The sequence below is a fragment of the Streptomyces sp. ISL-99 genome (assembly GCF_018614005.1).
In the GTDB taxonomy this organism is placed as follows: Bacteria; Actinomycetota; Actinomycetes; order Streptomycetales; family Streptomycetaceae; genus Streptomyces; species Streptomyces flavidovirens.
The window spans coordinates 36728-56586 of sequence record NZ_JAGGPC010000005.1 but is presented as its reverse complement, the minus strand read 5'-3'; the positions used below and the strand labels follow the sequence as shown (position 1 = coordinate 56586).

At 69.6% G+C, this 19859-nt stretch carries 19 protein-coding genes; 11 read left to right on the top strand and 8 right to left on the bottom strand.

Annotated features, from left to right (window positions below; all coding sequences use genetic code 11):
• Nucleotides 1–21: 21 nt before the first annotated feature.
• The 5 genes from J7E91_RS02935 to J7E91_RS02915 all read right to left on the bottom strand — a co-directional run bounded on the left by J7E91_RS02935 (nucleotide 22) and on the right by J7E91_RS02915 (nucleotide 3111).
• Nucleotides 22–246, bottom strand: coding sequence for a hypothetical protein (locus tag J7E91_RS02935; protein ID WP_214898859.1), 225 nt, complete (start codon nucleotides 244–246; stop codon nucleotides 22–24).
• A gap of 126 nt (nucleotides 247–372) precedes the next feature.
• A complete protein-coding gene (locus J7E91_RS02930; protein ID WP_308375985.1) occupies nucleotides 373–861 on the bottom strand; it encodes an isochorismatase family protein in 489 nt (162 codons plus the stop codon).
• A 555-nt stretch (nucleotides 862–1416) separates the two neighbouring features.
• Nucleotides 1417–1587, bottom strand: a complete 171-nt coding sequence (locus tag J7E91_RS02925) for a hypothetical protein (RefSeq protein WP_214898856.1) — start codon at nucleotides 1585–1587, stop codon at nucleotides 1417–1419.
• A gap of 22 nt (nucleotides 1588–1609) precedes the next feature.
• Entirely contained in the window at nucleotides 1610–1963 is a 354-nt protein-coding gene (locus J7E91_RS02920) for a VOC family protein (protein ID WP_214898854.1), read from the bottom strand.
• A 314-nt stretch (nucleotides 1964–2277) separates the two neighbouring features.
• Nucleotides 2278–3111, bottom strand: coding sequence for an alpha/beta fold hydrolase (locus J7E91_RS02915; protein ID WP_214898852.1), 834 nt, complete (start codon nucleotides 3109–3111; stop codon nucleotides 2278–2280).
• Between the two features lie 647 nt (nucleotides 3112–3758).
• On the opposite strand from J7E91_RS02915, the gene J7E91_RS02910 reads away from it, so the two are divergent.
• On the top strand, nucleotides 3759–4139 hold the full coding sequence (locus tag J7E91_RS02910; RefSeq protein WP_214898850.1) for a hypothetical protein: 381 nt from the start codon (nucleotides 3759–3761) through the stop codon (nucleotides 4137–4139).
• 161 nt (nucleotides 4140–4300) lie between these two features.
• Here J7E91_RS02910 and J7E91_RS02905 read toward each other — a convergent pair whose 3' ends face one another.
• Entirely contained in the window at nucleotides 4301–5068 is a 768-nt protein-coding gene (locus tag J7E91_RS02905) for an NPP1 family protein (RefSeq protein ID WP_214898848.1), read from the bottom strand.
• Between the two features lie 206 nt (nucleotides 5069–5274).
• Between J7E91_RS02905 and J7E91_RS02900 the strand changes: the two genes are divergently transcribed.
• The 6 genes from J7E91_RS02900 (at nucleotide 5275) to J7E91_RS02875 (ending at nucleotide 10274) form a co-directional block, all read left to right on the top strand.
• Nucleotides 5275–6471 (top strand): alginate lyase family protein, encoded by a 1197-nt coding sequence (locus J7E91_RS02900; protein WP_214898846.1) that lies wholly within the window; start codon nucleotides 5275–5277, stop codon nucleotides 6469–6471.
• A 181-nt stretch (nucleotides 6472–6652) separates the two neighbouring features.
• The gene (locus J7E91_RS02895; RefSeq protein ID WP_374224613.1) at nucleotides 6653–7243 is read left to right on the top strand and encodes a YncE family protein; all 591 of its coding nucleotides are present in this window, start codon (nucleotides 6653–6655) and stop codon (nucleotides 7241–7243) included.
• Between the two features lie 83 nt (nucleotides 7244–7326).
• Nucleotides 7327–7407, top strand: coding sequence for a hypothetical protein (locus J7E91_RS36655; protein ID WP_374224612.1), 81 nt, complete (start codon nucleotides 7327–7329; stop codon nucleotides 7405–7407).
• 765 nt (nucleotides 7408–8172) lie between these two features.
• A complete protein-coding gene (gene dhaK / locus J7E91_RS02885) occupies nucleotides 8173–9165 on the top strand; it encodes a dihydroxyacetone kinase subunit DhaK (protein WP_214898843.1) in 993 nt (330 codons plus the stop codon).
• A 24-nt stretch (nucleotides 9166–9189) separates the two neighbouring features.
• Complete coding sequence (dhaL, locus tag J7E91_RS02880; protein ID WP_214899009.1) at nucleotides 9190–9867, top strand: dihydroxyacetone kinase subunit DhaL; 678 nt, start codon at nucleotides 9190–9192, stop codon at nucleotides 9865–9867.
• The gene (locus J7E91_RS02875; protein ID WP_214898841.1) at nucleotides 9864–10274 is read left to right on the top strand and encodes a PTS-dependent dihydroxyacetone kinase phosphotransferase subunit DhaM; all 411 of its coding nucleotides are present in this window, start codon (nucleotides 9864–9866) and stop codon (nucleotides 10272–10274) included. The genes dhaL and J7E91_RS02875 overlap by 4 nt, the downstream gene beginning before the upstream one ends.
• 127 nt (nucleotides 10275–10401) lie before the next feature.
• On the opposite strand, the gene J7E91_RS02870 is transcribed toward J7E91_RS02875, so the two are convergent.
• Together J7E91_RS02870 and J7E91_RS02865 are read right to left on the bottom strand one after the other, a co-directional pair.
• Nucleotides 10402–13896, bottom strand: a complete 3495-nt coding sequence (locus J7E91_RS02870; protein WP_308375982.1) for a phosphodiester glycosidase family protein — start codon at nucleotides 13894–13896, stop codon at nucleotides 10402–10404.
• Between the two features lie 593 nt (nucleotides 13897–14489).
• The gene (locus tag J7E91_RS02865; protein ID WP_214898839.1) at nucleotides 14490–15686 is read right to left on the bottom strand and encodes an MFS transporter; all 1197 of its coding nucleotides are present in this window, start codon (nucleotides 15684–15686) and stop codon (nucleotides 14490–14492) included.
• A gap of 216 nt (nucleotides 15687–15902) precedes the next feature.
• On the opposite strand from J7E91_RS02865, the gene aroQ reads away from it, so the two are divergent.
• Genes aroQ through J7E91_RS02845 form a run of 4 tightly spaced genes read left to right on the top strand, consistent with a single transcriptional unit; the run spans nucleotide 15903 to nucleotide 19823 of the window.
• A complete protein-coding gene (aroQ, locus tag J7E91_RS02860; RefSeq protein WP_214898838.1) occupies nucleotides 15903–16358 on the top strand; it encodes a type II 3-dehydroquinate dehydratase in 456 nt (151 codons plus the stop codon).
• Nucleotides 16355–17260 carry a shikimate dehydrogenase gene (locus J7E91_RS02855; RefSeq protein WP_214898837.1) on the top strand — a complete coding sequence of 302 codons (906 nt, stop codon included), beginning with the start codon at nucleotides 16355–16357 and terminating at the stop codon, nucleotides 17258–17260. The genes aroQ and J7E91_RS02855 overlap by 4 nt, the downstream gene beginning before the upstream one ends.
• Nucleotides 17261–17291: 31 nt before the next feature.
• Nucleotides 17292–19100 carry a bifunctional sugar phosphate isomerase/epimerase/4-hydroxyphenylpyruvate dioxygenase family protein gene (locus J7E91_RS02850; RefSeq protein WP_214898836.1) on the top strand — a complete coding sequence of 603 codons (1809 nt, stop codon included), beginning with the start codon at nucleotides 17292–17294 and terminating at the stop codon, nucleotides 19098–19100.
• A gap of 51 nt (nucleotides 19101–19151) precedes the next feature.
• The gene (locus tag J7E91_RS02845; protein ID WP_214898834.1) at nucleotides 19152–19823 is read left to right on the top strand and encodes a TetR family transcriptional regulator; all 672 of its coding nucleotides are present in this window, start codon (nucleotides 19152–19154) and stop codon (nucleotides 19821–19823) included.
• Nucleotides 19824–19859 lie beyond the last annotated feature (36 nt).

The following is a 19859-nucleotide window of genomic DNA, read 5'->3' as shown; positions in this document are numbered from 1 at the left end:
AAGGCCGGCTCGTCGCGGGCGTCACAGCCGCGGCTCCGGTCCCCAGTAGTCCGGGCCGCCGCCACGCCAGTCGATCAACGGGGACACCACGGCTTCGGTGTCCTCCATGTCGAGTCCGGCGCGGCTCAGGAACTCGACGAGGTCGGGCAGGCCCGACGCGAGGCCGAAGTCCTCACCGCGCACGGTCACGCGACGGCCGCCGTCGCCGAGCGGTGGATGGACGATCACAGGCATGTGTCCGGACATGGATCCAGCGTCCCCCCGGATCACCCCCGGCGCATCCGGACGGCGACACGGCCCCTTCCCCCTCTCGGCCGGAACCACTCCCCCGCATACACCCGAACCGGTCTAAGACTGCCGGACTGTCGCGATTCAGGTGTAGTCCGCCGTGTTACGCACTTCGCCGAACCGGGGGAAAATCCGCTCCACTGCGAAGTCGTGCTCGTCGGCGGCGAATCCTGACATCGCGTCGGCGACGAACTCCACCCGATAGCCGTGGTCGCCGGCTGCCCGCGCGGTGGACTCCACTCCCATGGTGGCGACCAGCCCGGCGAGTACCAGCGTGTCCACGCCATGCCTGCGCAGCTGGTCGTCCAGACCGGTGCGGTGGAACGCCCCGACGGTGTGCTTGACGACCACGATGTCGCCGGGCTGGACCAGCCCGTCGACGAAGCCACTGCCGGGCGGTTGCTCGGCGACGTCCGGCCGCTCCACCCGGACCAGCACCACCGGGCGGCCACCGGCCCTGAACACCTCGGCCAGCCGACGACAGCGAGCCAGCACCTCCTCGCCGGAGTGCGGAGCGAGGGGGAGGGCGACGATACGCGGCATCAAGTCGATCAGAATCAGAGCAGAGGTCACACACACGATCGTAGGGCCCGACGGGCGGGCTTGACGGTCCACCGATGAGCGCTTCCGCGCCCGAACCCAGTCCGGCCCGTACGGTGACGCCGACACTCCCCACGCAACGGCACGCCTGAACCGTACGCACATGTGCCCGGCAGTTTCGCGCGGCGGATTCGGCCGACCGGGCGACTGCCGCGGTCCGGAAAGCCCAGCCCGAGCCTCACCGCTGCCGACGCCACCGTCTTCGCCGGTCCCCGGCCCCGGCCCAGCCGGACCACTACCCTCAGCCGATACGGCTATCCGCCAGGCCGCCGAGGTACACGAGCAAGGCGAACAGGAGCAGGCCGAGCGCAAAGAAACACCCACAGCCGCTGCTGGTCACGCTCTGCACCGGCTCCTTGCCTCCTTCACGGAGGTAGAGCACAGCGGAAGCGCAGGACCTTCGAAGTCCTCATTGCTCCAGCGCCGTTGTCGTAGGCCGCGAGTGGCTGTCGGGCAACGGACATCGCCCCCCGCCACAATCCCGTGACAACTTTTCAGCGACCGGGACCCATATGAGCGATGGAGCGTTCAGGACCTGGAAATACGCAGATGGATGACATGGGAACCTTCGCTGGACATCATCACCTTCTTGCCGGTAGGGACGCCCACATTCCAACGGTGCTTTCCGATCTGGACTTCCTTCTCCACATGGCCATCATCCGCGCCGGGCAGAGCATCGAAGACGACGGATCCATCCATCGACCCCACCCAGGCGTGAGCCTTACTGACGCCGCTGGCCAAGGACACAGAACTCGTTACCTTCGGGATCTGCCAATACAACCCACGATTGATCACCCTGGCCAATATCAACACGCTCCGCGCCGTGAGCCACCAGACGAGCCACCTCGGCGTCCTGGTCATCAGGCCTGAAGTCGAGATGCAGTCGGCTCTTAGTCTTCTTGCTCTCATCAAGCCGGACGAAGTCCAGCCCCGGCAGGCGATCCGGCTCCGGGCGGATCTCGAACTCCTCATCAGAGGAGTGGACCACAACCCAACCAAGAGCCTCGGCCCACCACTGCCCCAAGGCCACCGGATCTACCGAGTGAACGATTACCTGTTCCCATTCCAAGGTCATCCGCCGAGCTTAGACCTCCCAGGCTGCGAAAAACAGGCACTGGTTTCGCGCCAGGCCTCGGCTCGTCCCGAGGCGGGCTGACGACCAAGGTCTCCCTCGCCGTTGACGGCCGGGGGCCTGCCGCCGCCCACCGCGTCGTGCCGAACAAGGCGTACTTCAGCCGATCGCTCCGTCAGAGCCTGCGGCGCCGGGGCATTATCACCACGATCCCCGAACGCCGCGACCAGATCGCCAACCGCCAACCGCCAGCGGCGCGGAACTCTGGGTCGAACGATGCTTCAACCGCTTGAAGAGGTTCACCAGGCTGTTGGGCGTTAGCGCGGGTGCTGGAGGAAGGCTATGAGAGCGGCTGTGAGTTCGGCGGGTGCGTCTTCCTGGACGAGATGGCCCGCACCGGCGATTGGCTCAAGTCGCGCGCCCGGAATGCGGGTGGCGAGCTCCTGTCCCTTCGCCATGGGAATCCAGGTGTCGTCCTGGCCCCAGCACACCAGCGTCGGGATGCTGATCTCGCTGTACCGGTCCTGCACCTCGTCGGTGTATCGCTGGTCGGCCTGGGCGATCTGCCGGTAGAAAGCCGCCTGGCCGAGGTCGCCGAGCCAGGGCCGGACGAGCCGGTCGAGGACGGCCGGGTGCAGGCCGGGGCTGCTGGCCGAACATACGTATTCGCGTACCAGGGCGTGGTGCAGCGCAGGGGGCAGCTGCTCGAAGACCTCGGAGTGCTCGCCGACAAGGCGGAAGAACGGGGACCCCCACGGCGCCAGCGCAACCGGGTCGACCAGAGCGAGCGCGCGGTAGCGGGCGCCGTGGAGCAGATGCGCCCGCAAGGAGACGGCCCCGCCGAAGTCGTGGGCGACCACCAACGGTTCCTCCAGGCCCCAGTGCTCCAAGAGTTCGGTGAAGACCCTGCCCTGGGCGGCCAGGGAGACATCTTGGGCGGCGGACATCTCCGATGCCCCGTAACCGGGCATGTCCCACACGAACACCTGGTGATGGCGGGCGAGTGAGCGGGCGACGGCGCGCCAGACGTACGAGGAGAAGGGTGTGCCGTGGAGGAGGACGACCGGATCCTGGCCGGGTTGTCCGAGGCTGTCCCAGCGGACGTCGCCGGAGGCGCTGCGGAATGTCTCGGTCAGTTGCCATTCACTCACGGGTGCTGTTCCTCTCGGTTGTGCCTCCGGCCCATGGTGATCACCGGGTTGGGTCCGGATGGCATAGTCATAGGCCAGGTAGCGCCGTGCTCGGACAGTGAATTCACCGCAGTGCCTGGTCATGCGGCGGCCGGTCGTGAGCGGTCTGCCGCCGCAGCGGATGCCTTTCTCGCCGCGGATCCGGGCGCACTGGTCCGCGCCTCGCCACCAGCCGCGCCCGGCCTGACGAGCCGCCGGGCTGTGGCACTCATCTCCTGTCGTCGGCCAACACGGCGGCGAGGAGTCCCGGAAAACGGGCATCGAGATCAGCGCGACGCAGAGACATCAGACGAGCCTTTCCGGCCTGACGGGTCTGCGTGATTCCGGCTTCGCGCAGGATCCGCCAATGATTGGACAGCGTCGATCTGGGCACGTCCAGGCCGTCCGGACTGCACACACACTCGCCGCCATCCGCCATCCGCCATCCGCCATCCGGCGGACCAGCGCCAACCGGACCGGATCGCCCAGGGCACGGAGCACCACAGCCATGTCCAAGTCCGCGTGGTGGAGCTGTCCCACTGACCCTCCTCGTCTTCGTCCGCGTGACACTCGTAGTACGCAGATCGCTTCGATGTTTCGGGAATATCGAAATGATCTAGGAGATGGCCGTGACGGTGCTCGCCACCCTTGCCCGCGTCTACATCGACGATCTGGACGTCGCATTGCCGACCTTCGTCGAGCTCACCGGAGAACAGCCACGATTGCGGTTCGGCTATCGCGACCTGGAACTCGCGACCGTCGGTGGCTATCTGCTTCTCGCAGGTTCTGAGGAAGCCCTTGCCCCGTACCGCGGCACCCACGCCACCGCGATCGTCGAGTCCATCGAAGGGGTCCTGCGCATCGCCGAGCAACTTGGCGGGGAGGTCCTCGACGGCCCCAACGAGGTGCCGACCGGTCGCAACCTGACCGTGCGACCCCCCGGCGGCGCGACCATCGAGTACGTGCAGTTCAAGCAGCCGCACGATCAGCCCTCGCATGAGCGAGCCTAGTCGACCCGAAGCAGGCGGCGCGGTCGTGCGGTGCGGCCTACCGGGCGGCCTGAGCACACCCGTAACACGGCGGGGGCGCGGACCACGACAGCCCCGCCCCCGCGCCCCGCGCGCCACCCACCGAGAACCCCCCGCCGCTGTGGACCTCCCGGCCAGGCGGGTCAGGCGTGGGGGTCGAACGCGATGTTCGCCGGTTTGGCCTTCACCAGGTGGTGGTTGAAGTTGCCGTCCTTGAGGCCGAAGACAGCGCTCCCGAAGTCGGCCTGGCTCAGCTTGTCGCGGAGGCCGGCGGGGTAACCGTTCCAGGCGACCAGCCTGGGAAGCTGCCAGCCGTGGTAATGGTTCTCGGCCGGTTCGTCGTTGGGGTTCGCCGGGCGAAAGCAGTGCGTGCTCACTCCGTCCTTGTGATAGACGATCTTGGGGTGCGTCCCGTCCCATCGGATCTGGTCACGCGCATAGGTGTCGAAGTCGCCGTGAGCGGAGGTGGAGACGTACCGGGCCTCGTTGTTCTGCACCCACACCACAACATGCTCCCAGTCGTGGCCGTGCCCGCCCAGCCCGCTGCCGGCGACGGCCTGGTCCTTTTCGAAATACAGGCCGTACATGACGGCGCACCAGCCGTTGTTGCACTTGTATCGCGCGTATCCATTGGTGTTGTCGAGGTCCCACGAGTCGCGGCACTGGCCGTTGAGGGCCCCGCTCGGTTTGAGACCGCCGGCGATGGTGCCGTCGGTTCCGATGGCTGGAGTGGGATAGCAGCCGTCGGTGTCGTAGTCGTAGGCCGGTTGGAACGTCTCCTCGAGTCCGTCCGCGTTGGCGGGCAGAGCAGTGGGGGGCGCGGCGACTGCGCTGCCCGGAAGGGCTATGACCAGTGCGATGGCGCTGCCCAGCGTGACCATCACCCGGCGGATTCGCCCGCTCGTCTTCAATACGTCCTCCTGATCGACCGCGCTGCGGAAAACGAGATGCGGTTGTATGTCATGCCCAAATCAATAGGGTCGAACGCGTGCCCTTGCCGTTGGAGTGCAGGAGGTCGCCGTCGTCGAAGGTCGGCAGGATGCACTGCGCACGGACTCGGCCGCGGAGTCGTGCGTGCATCACCCCAAGTCACAAGTCTGAACAGAAGGGCAGTCTCATGCCCCGGACGAGACGTGCCGCGCTTCTCGCCGCACCCGCGCTCCTCGTAACCCTCCTCGCCTCCCTCATCGGCGGCCCCGCCACCGAACGGGCCGAGGCCGCACCCGCCGCCTTCGTCCACCCCGGAGTGCTCGTTTCCCGGGGGCAGCTGGATTTCACCCGCGAGAAGGTCAACGCGGGGGCACAGCCGTGGAAAGGCGCCTTCGATCAGATGATGGCGAGTAAGTACGCCTCGCTGTCCCGCGTTCCCAAGCCGCGCGCCGTGGTCGAGTGCGGGTCGTACTCCAACCCCAACTACGGCTGCACGGACGAGCGTGAGGACGCGATCGCCGCGTACACACTCTCCCTGGCCTGGTACATCACGCAGGACAGCCGGTACGCCCGCAAGGCGATCGAAATCATGGACGCCTGGTCAGGCGTGATCAAGGACCACACCAACTCCAATGCCCCGCTCCAGACGGGTTGGGCCGGCTCCTCGTGGCCACGGGCCGCCGAGATCATCCGCTATACGTACACCGGCTGGCCGGCGGACCGCGTCGAACGGTTCAAGACGATGCTGCGGACCGTCTATCTCCCCGAGGTGGCGAACGGCTCCCATTCCAACGGGAACTGGGAGCTCAGCATGACGGAGGCCGCCATCGGCATCGCCGTCTTCCTTGAGGACCGCGCCGCCTACGACCGGGCCGTCACCACGTTCCGCGGCCGCGTCCCCGCGTACCTCTACCTCACCGGCGACGGGAGCCTGCCGAAGACCGCGCCCGGCTCCGGCCTCGACACCCGCGACGAGATCATCCGGTACTGGCAGGGCCAGAGCACCTTCGTCAACGGCCTCAGCCAGGAGACCTGCCGCGACCTCGCCCACACCGGCTACGGCATTTCGGCCATCGCCCACATCGCCGAGACGAGCCGTATACAGGGTCAGGACCTCTACCCGGAAGTCGCCGATCGTCTGCGACACGCCCTCGGCCTCCATGCCAAGTACGAACTGGGCGAGACACCTCCGAGCTGGCTGTGCGGAGGCACACTGCGCGACCATCTCGGCCCCGTCACCGAAGTCGGCTTCAACGCACTTCACCACCGCATGGGTTACCCGATGACCAACACCCAGGCCCTGACCGAGCGGGGCCGCCCGGCCGGCACCAACAACCTCTTCGTCGCCTGGGAAACCCTCACCCACGCCGCCAATCCGCGCTGAGCGGCGGTGTCGCCTGCTCGGCGTCACCGTCCAGGGTCTTCACCGACGATTCTCGCGGCGCTGACGGCCGCGCTTGCGCTGGCCGCCAGCCCCGCAACAGCGAACACGCCCTCCGAGAGGGTCGGCTCCGGCTGGCCCGTACGAGTGACCGTATTACGTTGCCAACAGCGGATCTGGCACCCTGTCGGCCTACGACGCCCCGCTCGAGCGACTGCTGGGAGACTCGACCGTAGGCTCCGGGCCCACAGGAGTCAGTTCAGCCCCAGACGGCAATACGGTCTTCACTGCCAACAGCAGATCCAATACCGTCTCATTCGTGGACACCACCACCCGGCAAGTGACCGCTACCGTGCCGGTCGGCGTCCGGCCCTTCGCCGCCGTGCCCACCCGAGACGGAACCCGAGTGCTGACCGCGGACTACGGCTCCGACACCGCGACCATTATCGATGTTGCAAGCTCTCGCGTGACAGCGACCGTCTCGGTAGGTGCCCTACCGCACACCATCGCCACCATCCCGGTAGGGACCTTCCCCACGGGCATCAGCGCCACGGCCCAGGGCGACACCCTGTATGTGTCAAACACCGGCTCGGGCAATGTCTCCGTCATCGACACCGCTACGAACAAGGTCTCTGCCGTCATCCCGGCAGGCACCGCCCCGCTGGGCAATGCCGTCAGCCCCGATGGCAAACACCTCTACATCGCTGACTCCGCCGCGAACACGTGCCGATCACCAACACTCAAACCGGAACGACGACTGCCCGCATTCCGGTAGGTGCCGGACCGTAAGGCGTAGCCCTCTCACCCGGTGGTCAAAGGGCCTGGGTCACCAACGAAGCATCCGACACCGTATCCGTCATCGACACCACCACCGCACTGGTGCGTACCACCCTGCCCACTGGCGACCAACCCGAAGGCATCACCATCACTCCCCGTTGACCCCGAGCCACCGGTCCGCACCAACCGCTGCCCGGTCGAACGCCGCCTCGCCGAGCCCGGCTGCCAGCGCCTTACCGCTGGTGTAGCGCCGCAGCCGAGCGCGTAGTCCGCCTCCCCTGCGTTCACCTGCCCTGCCGACATGGACGAGCGGGCCGACGGTGCCCCGCCTGGCACCTCAGGGTGGTGAAGTCGAACGCGGAAGTGAGTGGAGCCAGGACAGCGGCACTCCGCCCCGAGCCCCGCTGCGGGCGTCGGTCCTCTCCCCCGGGCGCCCGTTGCGCGCATCCGCCTTCGGGTCGAGCCGGGCGACCGCACCGACTGCCGCACTGGGTCGTCTGACCACTGCCTCTCACTGAGCCGAGGCGGTTCGACACCATCTGCGACGTCGCCGGCCTCACGGAGATCCGGACCGTACACGGGCCAAACACCCCAAGGTCCGCTCCACAGAGCACTGTTCGTGCTGGTTAGAAGAACCTGCCGACGGGCCCCCTCCCCTTGCCCGCCACGCCACAGGCACTCGGCGTGCCCACGGACGCGCTGGCTACCCGCGTCGCCCTGCCCGTGCAACGAGCAGCCCGTACATCGCAGTACGTGCCCCTCGACGAGGTTCCCATAATACTGGGCTCAGCCAGCCGGCCCCAGCACGCCCACGTGACCGCCAACGACACCTCACAGCAAGCGCCAAGGTCAAGGCCGGCTGTACCCAATCTGACCTGCGGAGACGCCGATCATGAGCCCAGCTGTTCATCTCACCAGGAGGTACGTATGAGGATGCTCATCAACGTGGCCGAGACGGTCGTCGCCGATGCGTTGCGCGGGATGGCCGCCGCGCATCCGCGGCTCACTGTCGACGTGGAGAACCGTGTCGTCGTACGGTCCGACGCGCCCGTCGCGGGCCATGTGGGGCTCGTGTCGGGTGGCGGCAGTGGGCACGAGCCGTTGCACGGCGGGTTCGTCGGGCCCGGGATGCTGTCCGCCGCGTGTCCCGGTGAGGTGTTCACGTCGCCAGTTCCCGATCAGATGGTGCGGGCGGCGGCCGCTGTCGACAGTGGGCAGGGCGTTCTGTTCGTCGTCAAGAACTACACGGGCGACGTACTCAACTTCGACATGGCCGCCGAGCTCGCGGAGGACGAGGGCATTCAGGTCGCCAAGGTGCTCGTCAATGACGACGTCGCCGTCACCGACAGTCTTTTCACGGCGGGCAGGCGTGGTACGGGGGCGACGCTCTTCGTCGAGAAGATCGCAGGCGCCGCCGCCGAGGAGGGCGCGCCGCTGGAGCGGGTGGAGGCCGTCGCGCGGCAGGTCAACGAGTCCTCCCGGAGCTTCGGGGTCGCCCTCAGCGCCGTCACCACACCCGCGAAGGGCACGCCGACCTTCGATCTGCCCCCTGGGGAGCTGGAGTTGGGCATCGGTATCCACGGCGAGCCGGGACGCGAGCGGCGGCCGATGATGACGTCGGGCGAGATCGCGGACTTCGCGGTCGACGCGGTGCTGGAGGACCTGCGGCCGACGCGGCCCGTTCTCGTACTCGTCAACGGCATGGGCGCCACTCCACTGCTGGAGCTGTACGGGTTCAACGCCGAGGTGCAGCGCGTCCTGTCCGAGCGGGGTGTCGTCGTGGCCCGTACGCTCGTCGGGAACTACGTCACCTCGCTGGACATGGCGGGCTGCTCGGTGACGCTCTGCCAGGTGGACGAGGAACTGCTGCGCCTGTGGGACGCGCCGGTCGAGACCCCTGCGCTCCGCTGGGGACGTTGAGACGTATAAGGAGATCTTGTGACTGTGCTCGACACCGGATTCTTCCGTCGCTGGATGGCGGCCATGGCAGCCGCCGTGGACCGCGAGGCCGGTCGCCTCACCGAACTGGACTCGGCCATCGGCGACGCCGATCACGGCAGCAACCTGCAACGCGGTTTCGCGGCCGTCGCCGCCGCGCTGGAGAAGGAGCCGCCCGCCACGCCCGGCGCCGTACTGGCGCTCGCGGGGCGCCAGTTGATTTCGACCGTGGGCGGGGCCTCGGGGCCGCTGTACGGGACACTGTTGCGGCGTACGGGCAAGGCGCTCGGCGACGAAGCCGAGGTTACGCCCGAACAGCTCGCCGCGGCCCTACGTGCGGGCGTCGACGCGGTGGCGCAGCTGGGCGGGGCGAAGGCCGGGGACAAGACGATGCTGGACGCGCTGATCCCGGCGGCCGCCGCGCTGGGCGAGTCGCTGTCGTTCGGCGCGGCGCGGACCGCCGCCGACGAGGGGGCGGTCGCGACCGTACCGCTGCAGGCGCGCAAGGGCAGGGCGAGTTACCTGGGCGAACGGAGCATCGGGCACCAGGATCCGGGGGCGGCGTCGTCGGCGCTGCTCATCGGTACGCTCGCCGACACGGCGGGCTCGGACTCGGACTCGGGATCAAATTCGGGATCGGGCTCGGGCTCGGGCTCGGCGGACTCGGCGGAGGCGGGCGCGTGAGCGGGGAGAAGCTCGTCGGGGTCGTGCTCGTCTCGCACAGCGCGCCGGTCGCCGCCTCGGTCGCCGAGTTGGCGAAGGGCCTCGCGGGCGGCAAGGCGACGGCGCCGGTGGCCGCCGCGGGTGGCACGCCCGACGGTGGGCTCGGCACCAGTTCGGAGCTGATCGCCGAAGCGGCCAGGTCGGTCGACGGGGGCGTGGGGGTCGCCGTGCTGGTCGACCTCGGCAGCGCGGTGCTCACGGTCAAGGCGCTGCTGGCCGAGGGTGACGAACTGCCGGACGGGGCACGGCTGGTGGACGCGCCGTTCGTGGAGGGGGCGGTTGCCGCGGTGGTGACCGCGTCGGCGGGCGCGGACCTGGACGCGGTGGAGGCGGCGGCCAAGGAGGCGTACGACTACCGCAAGGTGTGATGCGCCGGGTGTTCGCTGGGGCGGCTGGGGCCTGCCTGCGTGACAGGCAGGGCCCCTGGCTTGCGGCCTCGGGGGGCACCGACGCACGCCGTGAAGCTGTCATGGTGTGCGACGTACGACGTGCCGCCTATGCGCTTTGCGCGACCGGTTCCGTCGTGCCCTGCCTCTCTGCCGCGATGCGCACTTCGGTCCGCTGTGTCGTGCCGTTGACCGTCACGGCCAGCGTGATCGTGCCGGGGCGCAGCGCCGTCAGGATTCCCGTCGCCGGGTCGAACGTCGCCGTATGCCGTGGCCGGGCGTCCTTCGCCGGGCCGATGTGGAGGTTCAGGGAGCCCGTCCAGTCCGCGCTCAGCGGGAAGGCCACCGGAACCCGGCGCGTGCCCTGGGCGACGGTTGCCTTCGCCGGCGCGCCACGGCCGGGAGGCAGCGCCGACGGGGCGTCGATCGACAGGGCGTCCACGTGGGCGCGGGTCTGGACCGACACCCAGTCCGGGCCGCCCGCCCAGGGGTTCCGGCGGGCCGTCGCCTGTTCGGTGCGTGAGACCTTGTCGACGCCCACCAGCGACCAGCCGGTGAAGCCGCCCTCGGCCGCCGGGCCCGCCGGTGTCTTCCCGGAGTTGCCGTTGACGAGGTAGGGCACACCGTCGACGCGCGCGGCGTGGAAGACCCCTACGTGGCTGCCGATGAGTCCCGCGCCCTTCCCGGTCGTACGCCGGAAATCGGCCAGCCAGCCCTCGATCAGCGCCGCCTCCTTGCGGTCGCCCAGCTGACTGCCCTTCTGTACGGTCGGGTCGCGCGGCGGGACGTGCTGGATCAGCATGACCGAACTGACGCGGTCGTCCTCGGACGCCGCTTCCAGCTGCGCGCGCAGGTTCTTGATCTGTGCGAAGCCGCCGCCCCGCAGGCTCAGGCTCGACGTGTCGAGGGTGATGAAGCGGGTGCCCTCGTGGTCGAACGTCCGCTGCGCGGGGCCGAATTCGGCGACGAAGTTGTCAATCTTGCCGCCCATCACCTCGTGGTTGCCCGGCACGTAGTACCAGGGCAGGGCGTCCCCGAGTTCCTCCGTCAGGACGCGGCGGGCGAAGGCCAGGTCGGCCGGTGAGCCCTCGTCGACGAGGTCGCCGTTGATGACGAGGAAGTCCGGCTTCGCCGCCCTGATCTCGCGCAGGGTGCGGCGCGTCTGCGCCACGATCGCGCTGTCCGGGGCGCGGGCGACGAACTGGGCGTCGGACATCACCGCGAACTGCCAGTCCCTTGCCTCCGTTTCGGCCGCCGGGTCGATGAGCGGGTCGGCCGGCGCGCTCTGGTCGGGGAGTACGACCGTGGGTGGCACCTGCGCGGTCAGCGTGTCTATGACGATCTCGCCCGTGTACTGCTTGGCGGCCGCCGTCTCGGCGAGGTAGAAGCGGTGGACCTTCAGCGGCGTCGCCGCGCCCGGCGGCACGGCGAAGGTGACCTGCCGCCAGCCGGTCCAGGTGACGTACGGACCGCGCAGGAGCTGGTCGGAGCCGGCCGCGTCCTTCAGGTGCAGGGTCGGCCAGGCTCCCTTGCCGTCACCCTTGATCCACATCTTGAAGGACTGGGGCTGGCCGGCCACGGTGACCGGTGGCTGCGGCGGGTTGGCGTAGGCGGCGCGGGTCGCCGTCGACTGCGTGAAGTCGTACGTGACTTTCAGCCCGGTGCCGGTGTGGCCTTCGGGCGTCGCCGCGACCGATCCGCTCGCGCGGGCCTGGCTGAAGGTCCAGGACGCGGCGTCGTCGAACGCGGACACCGCCTGTTCGGTCAGGCCGACGCTGACGGCGAGCGAGGTGACCTTGCCGTCCACGGTGGCCATGATGCGGCCGGCGCCGCTGCCCGTACGGGAGGTGACGGTGAAGTTGCCCCGGCCGTCGTCGCGGATGTCGAACAGCGAACGGTCGTAGTCGAGCTTCACGTCACGCGGTTCGACCGGGGCGCTGGTGCCATGGGCGTCGTAACCGACGATGCCGAACGTGCCGCTCGCCGCCTCGTCCGCGAGCCCGACGCGTCGCGTGGTCGGTTCGATGCGGGCGAGGTCGTCGAGGACGGTCAGCAGGGTGCCACCGTCGGCGGGGCCGCGGTGTGCGCGGACCTGTGTGGTGCCGCTGCGGTGCGCCGTGAACAGCCCGTCGTCGTCGACCCTTCCGACGGACGCGCGGGAGCTCTGCCAGTGCGGGTCGCCGTGCGCCGGACCGTACGTCTCGTCGTATCCGGCGGCGGTGAGCCGGCGCGTCAGGCCGGGGAAGACCCGTTCGGGGTGGCCGCCCTTGACCGGGTCGGCGGTGGGGGCGCTGCCGGCGGGCGTACGCGTCTCGACCCAGTAGCCGCGCAGCTGACCGCTGCCGTCTCGGGCGGTGAGGGCGAGGCCGTTGGGTACGGTGCGTTCGCTGCCGTCGGACGGGCTGTTTTCCACCTGGAGCGCGTCGCTGCCGGGTTCGCGGGCGATCAGGGTCGAGGAGCCGCCGCCGTCGAGGTTCAGCGCGCTGTGCGATCCGGCGCGTTTCATCATGAGCGCGAGTTCGGTGAGGGTTACGCCGCCGCTGTCGGCCTGGCGGCCGTCGACGGTCATCACCTGCATCTCGCTGCCGTCCTTGGAGAAACCGACGGCGGTGCGTGGGGCGGCGGTGTTGTTGCCCTGGCCGTCGTGGTTCTGCGGTACGCCGTCCACGACGAGCAGTTCGCGGCCGCCGACTGCGGTGCGCGGCACGGGTCCGCTGTCGGTGCGCGCCCGGTACTCCATCGCCACCGGATCGCCCGGCCTGAGCGCGTTCAGGACCGCTGCCCCTGCCTCCCGTCCGACGAGGACCGTGGTGCCCTCGGGGATGGGCCCGGTGCCGGGCCGGTCGTCGACCGCGACGACTTTTCCGTCCCGTACGGCCGCTTCGGCGACGGGGGTCGCGGCGTCCACCGTCAGCGCGCGGTCGGCCACGCCCCAGCCGGAGTTGTACGCGCCCACTGCCCCGGCCGGCACATTGGCCGCGTTGTACGACGCCAGGGGGTGTGTCCCGGTGGGGAGAGTGAGTGTGCCCTCGAAGTACAGCTGGAGTACGCGGCCCGCGCTGCCCGGGCCGATGCCGACGGCGCGGTTGACGCCGGGCGCCGGGGAGTGGACGGGCTTGCCGTCCTTGATGCCGGGGCCCTGCGGGGCGCCGGTCTGGTTGATGTCGAAGAAGTCGGCGTTGATGGCGGCGACGGTACGGCGGCCCTTGCCCGGGTCGTGCGCCGCGGCGAGTGCGGAGACCGAGCGGCGGTCGGAGACCTTGCCGGAGTGGAGGTAGTCGGCCTGTACGCCGCTGCCGTTGCCGTCGCCGTTGCCGAGGTCGAGGTCGACGGAGAGCGTGTCGACGCGAAGCCACTTGTCGGATTCGAGGCGGTCGTACGAGGTGAGGCGGACGCCGGGGGCGACGGGGCGGGCGCTGCGCGCGGTCTCGATGCCGTCGCCGTCGACGACCGATCTGGGCGTGCCGACCGGGGCGCTCGCGGGTGGAGGTGCGACGGGTCTGAGGATTTCGGCGGAGTTACGGGGGCGGGGATCGGGGGTCGTATCGGCGGTCGCCGGGGCGATCGCCCCGGCCGTCAGTGCGGTCACCGTCGCGAGGAGCACGACGGGCCGCCTGAGGGAGCCAACTGTGCCAAGGCCCACAAGTCCTCCTGGTGAACGGCGGGTTGGGCGGAGCAGCGGGCAGCAAGCGCTGTCACCCACAGCATTGCCGCGCGCGCACCGGCACACCAGGGGTTGACGGGGTCCTCGGGGGAAACATGCGGCGCCGATGGGGTAACGAGGCATCAGGCCCGCGCGGCGGTTGAGCGTTTGCGCGTTTGCGGACCTGATTACGTTACGGCGGGCGGAGGCCGTAGCGCGGTAAGCCCTGGTCCGCCGACGCGTCTGGGCCCGGTGGGGGCGCGGAGCTGGGGTAACCGTCAGGTGCGTAAGGGGTGGACGGTGTCAGGCGTGGCCCTGCGGTGCTGTTCCCCTACCCGCCCCTTCCCGAAACCGGGGGCAAGCCCCCAGACCCCCGGACGCCCTACGGGCGTGTCCTCGAAAACGCCGGACGGGCTGGATTCGGCTGCGCTGCGGTCTCGAAACCCGGCGGGCCGGGGCTTCGGTGTGTGCTGGGCCGTAGTGGTGGAGTGGCACCGGCCGGCCCCACCGGGCGAGGCTGACACCCCGCTCGGCCGCCCCCGCCTGGCGGGGTGTCAGGCCGGCACCGAGGTGGGGTCCTTCTCCTCTCGGCGTCCCGGCGTACGCCGCTTCGTGCCCAGTTCCTCCGTCGGTACCCGGTACGTTTCGCGGGCCGTCGCGATCGCTGCCGCGCTGATCGCGCACAGGATCGCCGTGAAGATGCCGAGGCCGACGATGCCCGTGAGGAACACCAGCGGGTAGCTGTGGGAGTTGATGGCGCTCAGGTAGGCGAACATCATCACCGGGCTGCCGATGGCACCGACCAGGAAGACCGGCTTGCGGCCGATGCGGTCGGAGAGGTTGGCCCACAGTGGGATGGCCCCCAGGGCCACGGCGTTGGCGACGACACCGACCCACAGCATCACCGCCTTGTCCAGGCCGACCTCGTCGCTGGTGGCGTAGCTGAGTGCCCAGATGTTGAAGATCGTGGTGACGGTGGCGATGAAGGCCGCGCAGGTGACGCGTAGTACGTCGGCCCAGTGGTGGGGGAAGAGTTCGGCCACCGGCATCCTCGCCACCGTGCCGCCGGCGACGGCCTGTTCGAAGACGGGCGTCTCCTCCAGCCTGCGCCGGATGTAGTAGCCGAGGACGGTCACCCCCGCGCTGAGCCAGAACGGCACCCGCCAGCCCCAGCTGAGCAGGTGCTCCTCGGGGAGCGCGGCGATCGGGATGAAGATGAGGGTCGCGATGATCTGGCCGAACTGCGTCCCGTTGAGGGTGAAGCTGGAGAAGTAGCCACGACGGTCGGCCGGTGCGTGTTCCAGCGACATCGATCCGGCGCTGGCCTGCTCGCCGGCCGCCGACAGGCCCTGCAGTACGCGCAGGAACACCAGCAGGGCCGGGGCGAGGCCGCCTATCTGGTCGCGGGTGGGCAGGCAGCCGATGAGGAAGGTCGAGACGCCCATCAGCATCAGCGTGAAGAGCATGATCTTCTTGCGGCCGTACTTGTCCCCGATGTGCCCGAGGAAGAACGCGCCGACGGGGCGGGCGGCGTACGCCACGCCGAAGGTGGCGAGCGACTGGAGCGTCGCGGTCGCCGGATCGGACATGTCGAAGAAGACCCGGGAGAAGATCAGCGCCGCGGCGCTGCCGTAGATGAAGAAGTCGTAGTACTCAAGGGCGCTGCCGATCCATGCGGCCACCGCCGCTTTCCGGGGCGTCCCCTGCGGCTCCTGTCCGCCGGCATCTGCGCGGACTGGCTGGTCGGTCACGTGGTACTCCTCGTCGAGTGTCCCGCCGCGGCGAAGTTACGAACCAGATAGTTCATAAGCGCGATGCCGACATTTTCAGCCACGTTCCGGTCATGTCAAGGGTTCCGATGGGATCGCCAAGGGCCCGCCACCCTACCGCGCGCCGCCACTTTCTCAGGACGCGGAGATCGGCTATAAACAATTAACCATTCAGTACATTGCGCTAAGGAGAACCCAATGCCGAACCCGCCCCGCGTGCTCGTCCTCAACGGACCCAACCTCAATCTCCTCGGCCTGCGGGAGCCCGAGTTGTACGGCTCCACCACCCTCGCGGAAGTCGAGTCCCTGTGCCGGGACGTCGCCGCCCGCCACGGCCTGGACGTGGACTTCCGTCAGAGCAACCACGAGGGCGAACTCATCGACGCGGTGCAGGAGGCCCGTACCGGCGCCGCCGCTGTCGTCGTCAACGCGGCCGGCTACACGCACACCTCGGTGGCCCTGCGGGACGCCCTCGCGACTGTGGACGCGCCCGTCGTCGAGGTGCACATCACCAACATCCACCAGCGCGAGCCGTACCGGCACCGGTCCTACATCGCGGAGGTCGCCGACGCGATGATCTGCGGCGCCGGGGTGCACGGATACGCCCTCGCCCTCACCCACGTCGCCCACCTCCTGGAGAAGAACGCCGTATGAGCTCCACCTCGGCCTCAGCCTCCACCTCGGCCTCGGCCTCAGCGCGGTCCTCATACCTGATCGGACTCGTCGGGGCCGGAATCGGTCCTTCCCTCAGTCCCGCGCTGCACCAGCGCGAGGCCGAGCACCACGGTCTGCGTTACCTCTACCGTCGCATCGACCTCGACACGCTCGGCCTCGGACCCGACGACGTGGGCGCACTCGTACGCACGGCACGCCGGCTCGGGTACGACGGGCTCAACATCACGCATCCCGGCAAGCAGACCGTCATCCCGTACCTCGACGACCTCTCCGAGGACGCCAGGGCGCTGGGCGCGGTCAACACCGTCGTCTTCGACGAGGACGGCCGCTCCTGCGGGCACAACACCGACTGGAGCGGATTCGCCCAGTCCTTCGCCCGCGGCCTGGAGGACGCTCCCACCCGCCGCGTCGTGCAGCTCGGCGCGGGCGGCGCCGGAGCCGCCGTGGCGCACGCGCTGCTCACCCTCGGCGCCGACCGCGTCACCCTCGTCGACGCCGACCGGGACCGGGCCCGCGCCCTCGCCGCAGGACTCACCGGGCGCTTCGGTGACGGACGGGCGTACGCCGCCCCGCGGGAGCGGCTCGGCGCGCTGCTCGCCGGGGCCGACGGGCTGGTGCACGCCACCCCCATGGGGATGGCCCACCACCCGGGGCTCCCGTTCCCCGCCGGACTGCTGCATCCGGGGCTCTGGGTCGCCGATGTGGTCTACCGGCCGCTCGACACGGAGCTGCTGCGCCAGGCGCGCGCGCTGGGCTGCCGCACGCTGGACGGCGGCGGCATGGCCGTCTTCCAGGCCGCACACGCGTTCCGGCTGTTCACGGGGCGCGAGCCCGACCCGGCCAGGATGCTCGCCCACATGGCCGCCCTCGTCGCCGCCTGAGGGCCGCGGCCCCAAGGACAGGAGTCCCCCCATGCGCAAGTCCATCGCCACCGTCTCCGTCAGCGGTTCCCTGACCGAGAAGCTGGAGGCCGTCGCCCGGGCCGGATTCGACGGCGTGGAGATCTTCGAGAACGACCTGCTCGGCTGCCCGCTGTCGCCGGAGCAGATCCGCGAGCGGGTCGAGAGCCTCGGCCTCGGCATCGACCTCTATCAGCCCTTCCGCGACTTCGAGGCGGTCGCCCCCGGCCGCCTCGCCGACAATCTGCGGCGGGCCGAGCACAAGTTCCGGGTGATGGAGCGGCTCGGCACCGACATGATGCTGGTCTGCTCGAATGTCTCCCCCGGCGCCGTCGACGACGACGCGCTCGCGGCCGAGCAGCTGCGGCTGCTCGCCGAGCGGGCCGCGGACCACGGCATCAGGATCGCGTACGAGGCGCTGGCCTGGGGCCGGCACGTCGACACGTACCTCCATGCCTGGCGGATCGTACGGATGGCTGACCATCCAAATTTGGGTATGTGTCTCGACAGCTTCCACATCCTGTCGCGCGGTTCGGACCCCGGCGGCATCGAGGCCATCCCCGGCGACAAGATCTTCTTCCTCCAGCTCGCCGACGCTCCGCTGCTCGCCATGGACGTACTCCAGTGGAGCCGCCACTACCGCTGTTTCCCCGGCCAGGGCGGCTTCGACCTCGCCGGGCTCCTCGCGCATGTCCTGCGCACCGGTTACGCGGGCCCGCTGTCGCTGGAGATCTTCAACGACAGCTTCCGGCAGGCGGACACCGGGCGGACGGCCGTGGACGCGATGCGGTCCCTGATCACGCTGGAGGAGTCCGTCGCCCAGGTGCTCGGCACCGGCTCCCCTCTGCCCCGGCCCGTGCAGCCCGACGGGTTCGCCTTCGCCGAGCTCGCGACACGTGATCACAAGCGCCTCGGCAGGCTGCTCGGTGCGCTGGGATTCGCCCGTACGGGACAGCACGAGACCAAGCCGGTCGAGCTGTGGGAGCAGGGCCTGGCCAGGATTCTCATCGACCGCTTGCACCCCGAAAGCCCCACCGACACGTCCCTGGTGGCCATCGGCCTGGAATCCCCGGATCCGGCGCTCTCCGCCGAGCGCGCCAAGGCCCTGCTGTCGCCCGTACTCCCCCGCCACCGCGCCCCCGGCGAGGCGCCGCTCGAAGCCGTCGCGGCTCCGGACGGCACCGAGCTGTTCTTCTGCGACGCCGGGCGGCCGGCGTGGCGCGAGGACTTCGATGCCGTGACGCCGCCCGTGGGGCACATCGGCCGTATCGACCATGTGGCGCTGAGCCATCCCTGGGACCAGTTCGACGAGGCGGCCCTGTTCTACCGTTCGGTTCTCGGGCTGCGGCCGCACGAGAGCGTCGAAGTGGCCGATCCGTACGGTCTGTTGCGCAGCCGTGCCATGTCCAACGCCGCCGGTACGGTCCGTCTCGCGCTCAACATCGCGCACGTCGGAGCGAGGGGCCTGCCCGGCCAGCACATCGCCCTCGCCGACGACGACATCGTCGCGACCGCGCGCCGGCTCCGGGCCCTGCCCGACGACGTACTGCTGCCCATTCCCGACAACTACTACGACGACCTGCGGGCCCGTTTCGACCTGGGCGAAGAGCGGCACCGGGAACTGCGTGAGCTGGGGCTGATGTACGACAGGGACGACGGCGGCGGCGAATTCCTGCACCTCTACACCGTCACCGTCGGCCGGGTCTTCTTCGAGATCGTGCAGCGCGTGGGCGGTTACCGCGGCTTCGGTATGGCCAATACCCCGGTACGGCTCGCCGCCCAGCACGCCCCCGCGCCCGCCGCCCCCGCCCCGGACCGGTGACCGGCCCGCGCAATAGGATGGGTGCGTCAACGCGTCGACCGGTGGAGCCCCATGACCTCGCGACCGGCCCCACAGGCCAACAAGGACCGTCAGCGGGACGCCGACCGCACCAAGGCGGAGATCCTTCTCGTCGCCACGCGCGAATTCGCGCGGCAGGGCTACACCGGCGCCCGGGTGGACGAGATCGCGTCCCTCATGCGCACCACCAAGCGCATGATCTATTACTACTTCGGCAGCAAGGAACAGCTCTACACCGCTGTCCTCGAACAGGCCTACGCCGAAGTACGGTCCGCGGAGCGTGCCCTCGACGTCGACCACCTCGGTCCCGTCGAGGCGATCCGTACGCTCGCCGAGCTGACCTTCGACCACCACGACGCGCACCCCGACTTCATCCGCCTGGTGAGCATCGAGAACATCCACCAGGCCGAGCACATCCGCAAGTCGCCCGCGCTCGCCAACCTCGGTACGCCCGCGCTCGACCTGATCGGCAAGATCCTGGAGGCGGGCCGCGCGAGCGGTGAGTTCGTCACCACGGCCGACGCCATCGACGTACACATGATGATCAGCGCGTTCTGCGTCTTCCGGATCGCGAACCAGCACACCTTCGAGGCCCTGTTCGGCCGCGACCTGACCGCCGCGAAGCACCGCGCGCGCCACCGCCGCATGCTCGGCGACATGGTCGCGGCGTACCTCACCGAAGGGGCGCGCGCTCCGGGCGCGTGACCAGGACTTGTCCGGTCGATCATGGTGGCGGGCGGT

Excerpts from the sequence above, each read along its gene's own strand:
- aroQ (WP_214898838.1), top strand. The coding sequence starts at position 15,903 with ATGCCGAACCCGCCCCGCGTGCTCGTCCTCAACGGACCCAACCTCAAT.
- J7E91_RS02845 (WP_214898834.1), top strand. The coding sequence starts at position 19,152 with ATGACCTCGCGACCGGCCCCACAGGCCAACAAGGACCGTCAGCGGGAC.
- J7E91_RS02920 (WP_214898854.1), bottom strand. The coding sequence starts at position 1,963 with ATGACCTTGGAATGGGAACAGGTAATCGTTCACTCGGTAGATCCGGTG.
- J7E91_RS02925 (WP_214898856.1), bottom strand. The coding sequence starts at position 1,587 with ATGGATGGATCCGTCGTCTTCGATGCTCTGCCCGGCGCGGATGATGGC.
- J7E91_RS02855 (WP_214898837.1), top strand. The coding sequence starts at position 16,355 with ATGAGCTCCACCTCGGCCTCAGCCTCCACCTCGGCCTCGGCCTCAGCG.
- dhaK (WP_214898843.1), top strand. The coding sequence starts at position 8,173 with ATGAGGATGCTCATCAACGTGGCCGAGACGGTCGTCGCCGATGCGTTG.
- J7E91_RS02935 (WP_214898859.1), bottom strand. The coding sequence starts at position 246 with ATGTCCGGACACATGCCTGTGATCGTCCATCCACCGCTCGGCGACGGC.
- J7E91_RS02900 (WP_214898846.1), top strand. The coding sequence starts at position 5,275 with ATGCCCCGGACGAGACGTGCCGCGCTTCTCGCCGCACCCGCGCTCCTC.
- J7E91_RS02850 (WP_214898836.1), top strand. The coding sequence starts at position 17,292 with ATGCGCAAGTCCATCGCCACCGTCTCCGTCAGCGGTTCCCTGACCGAG.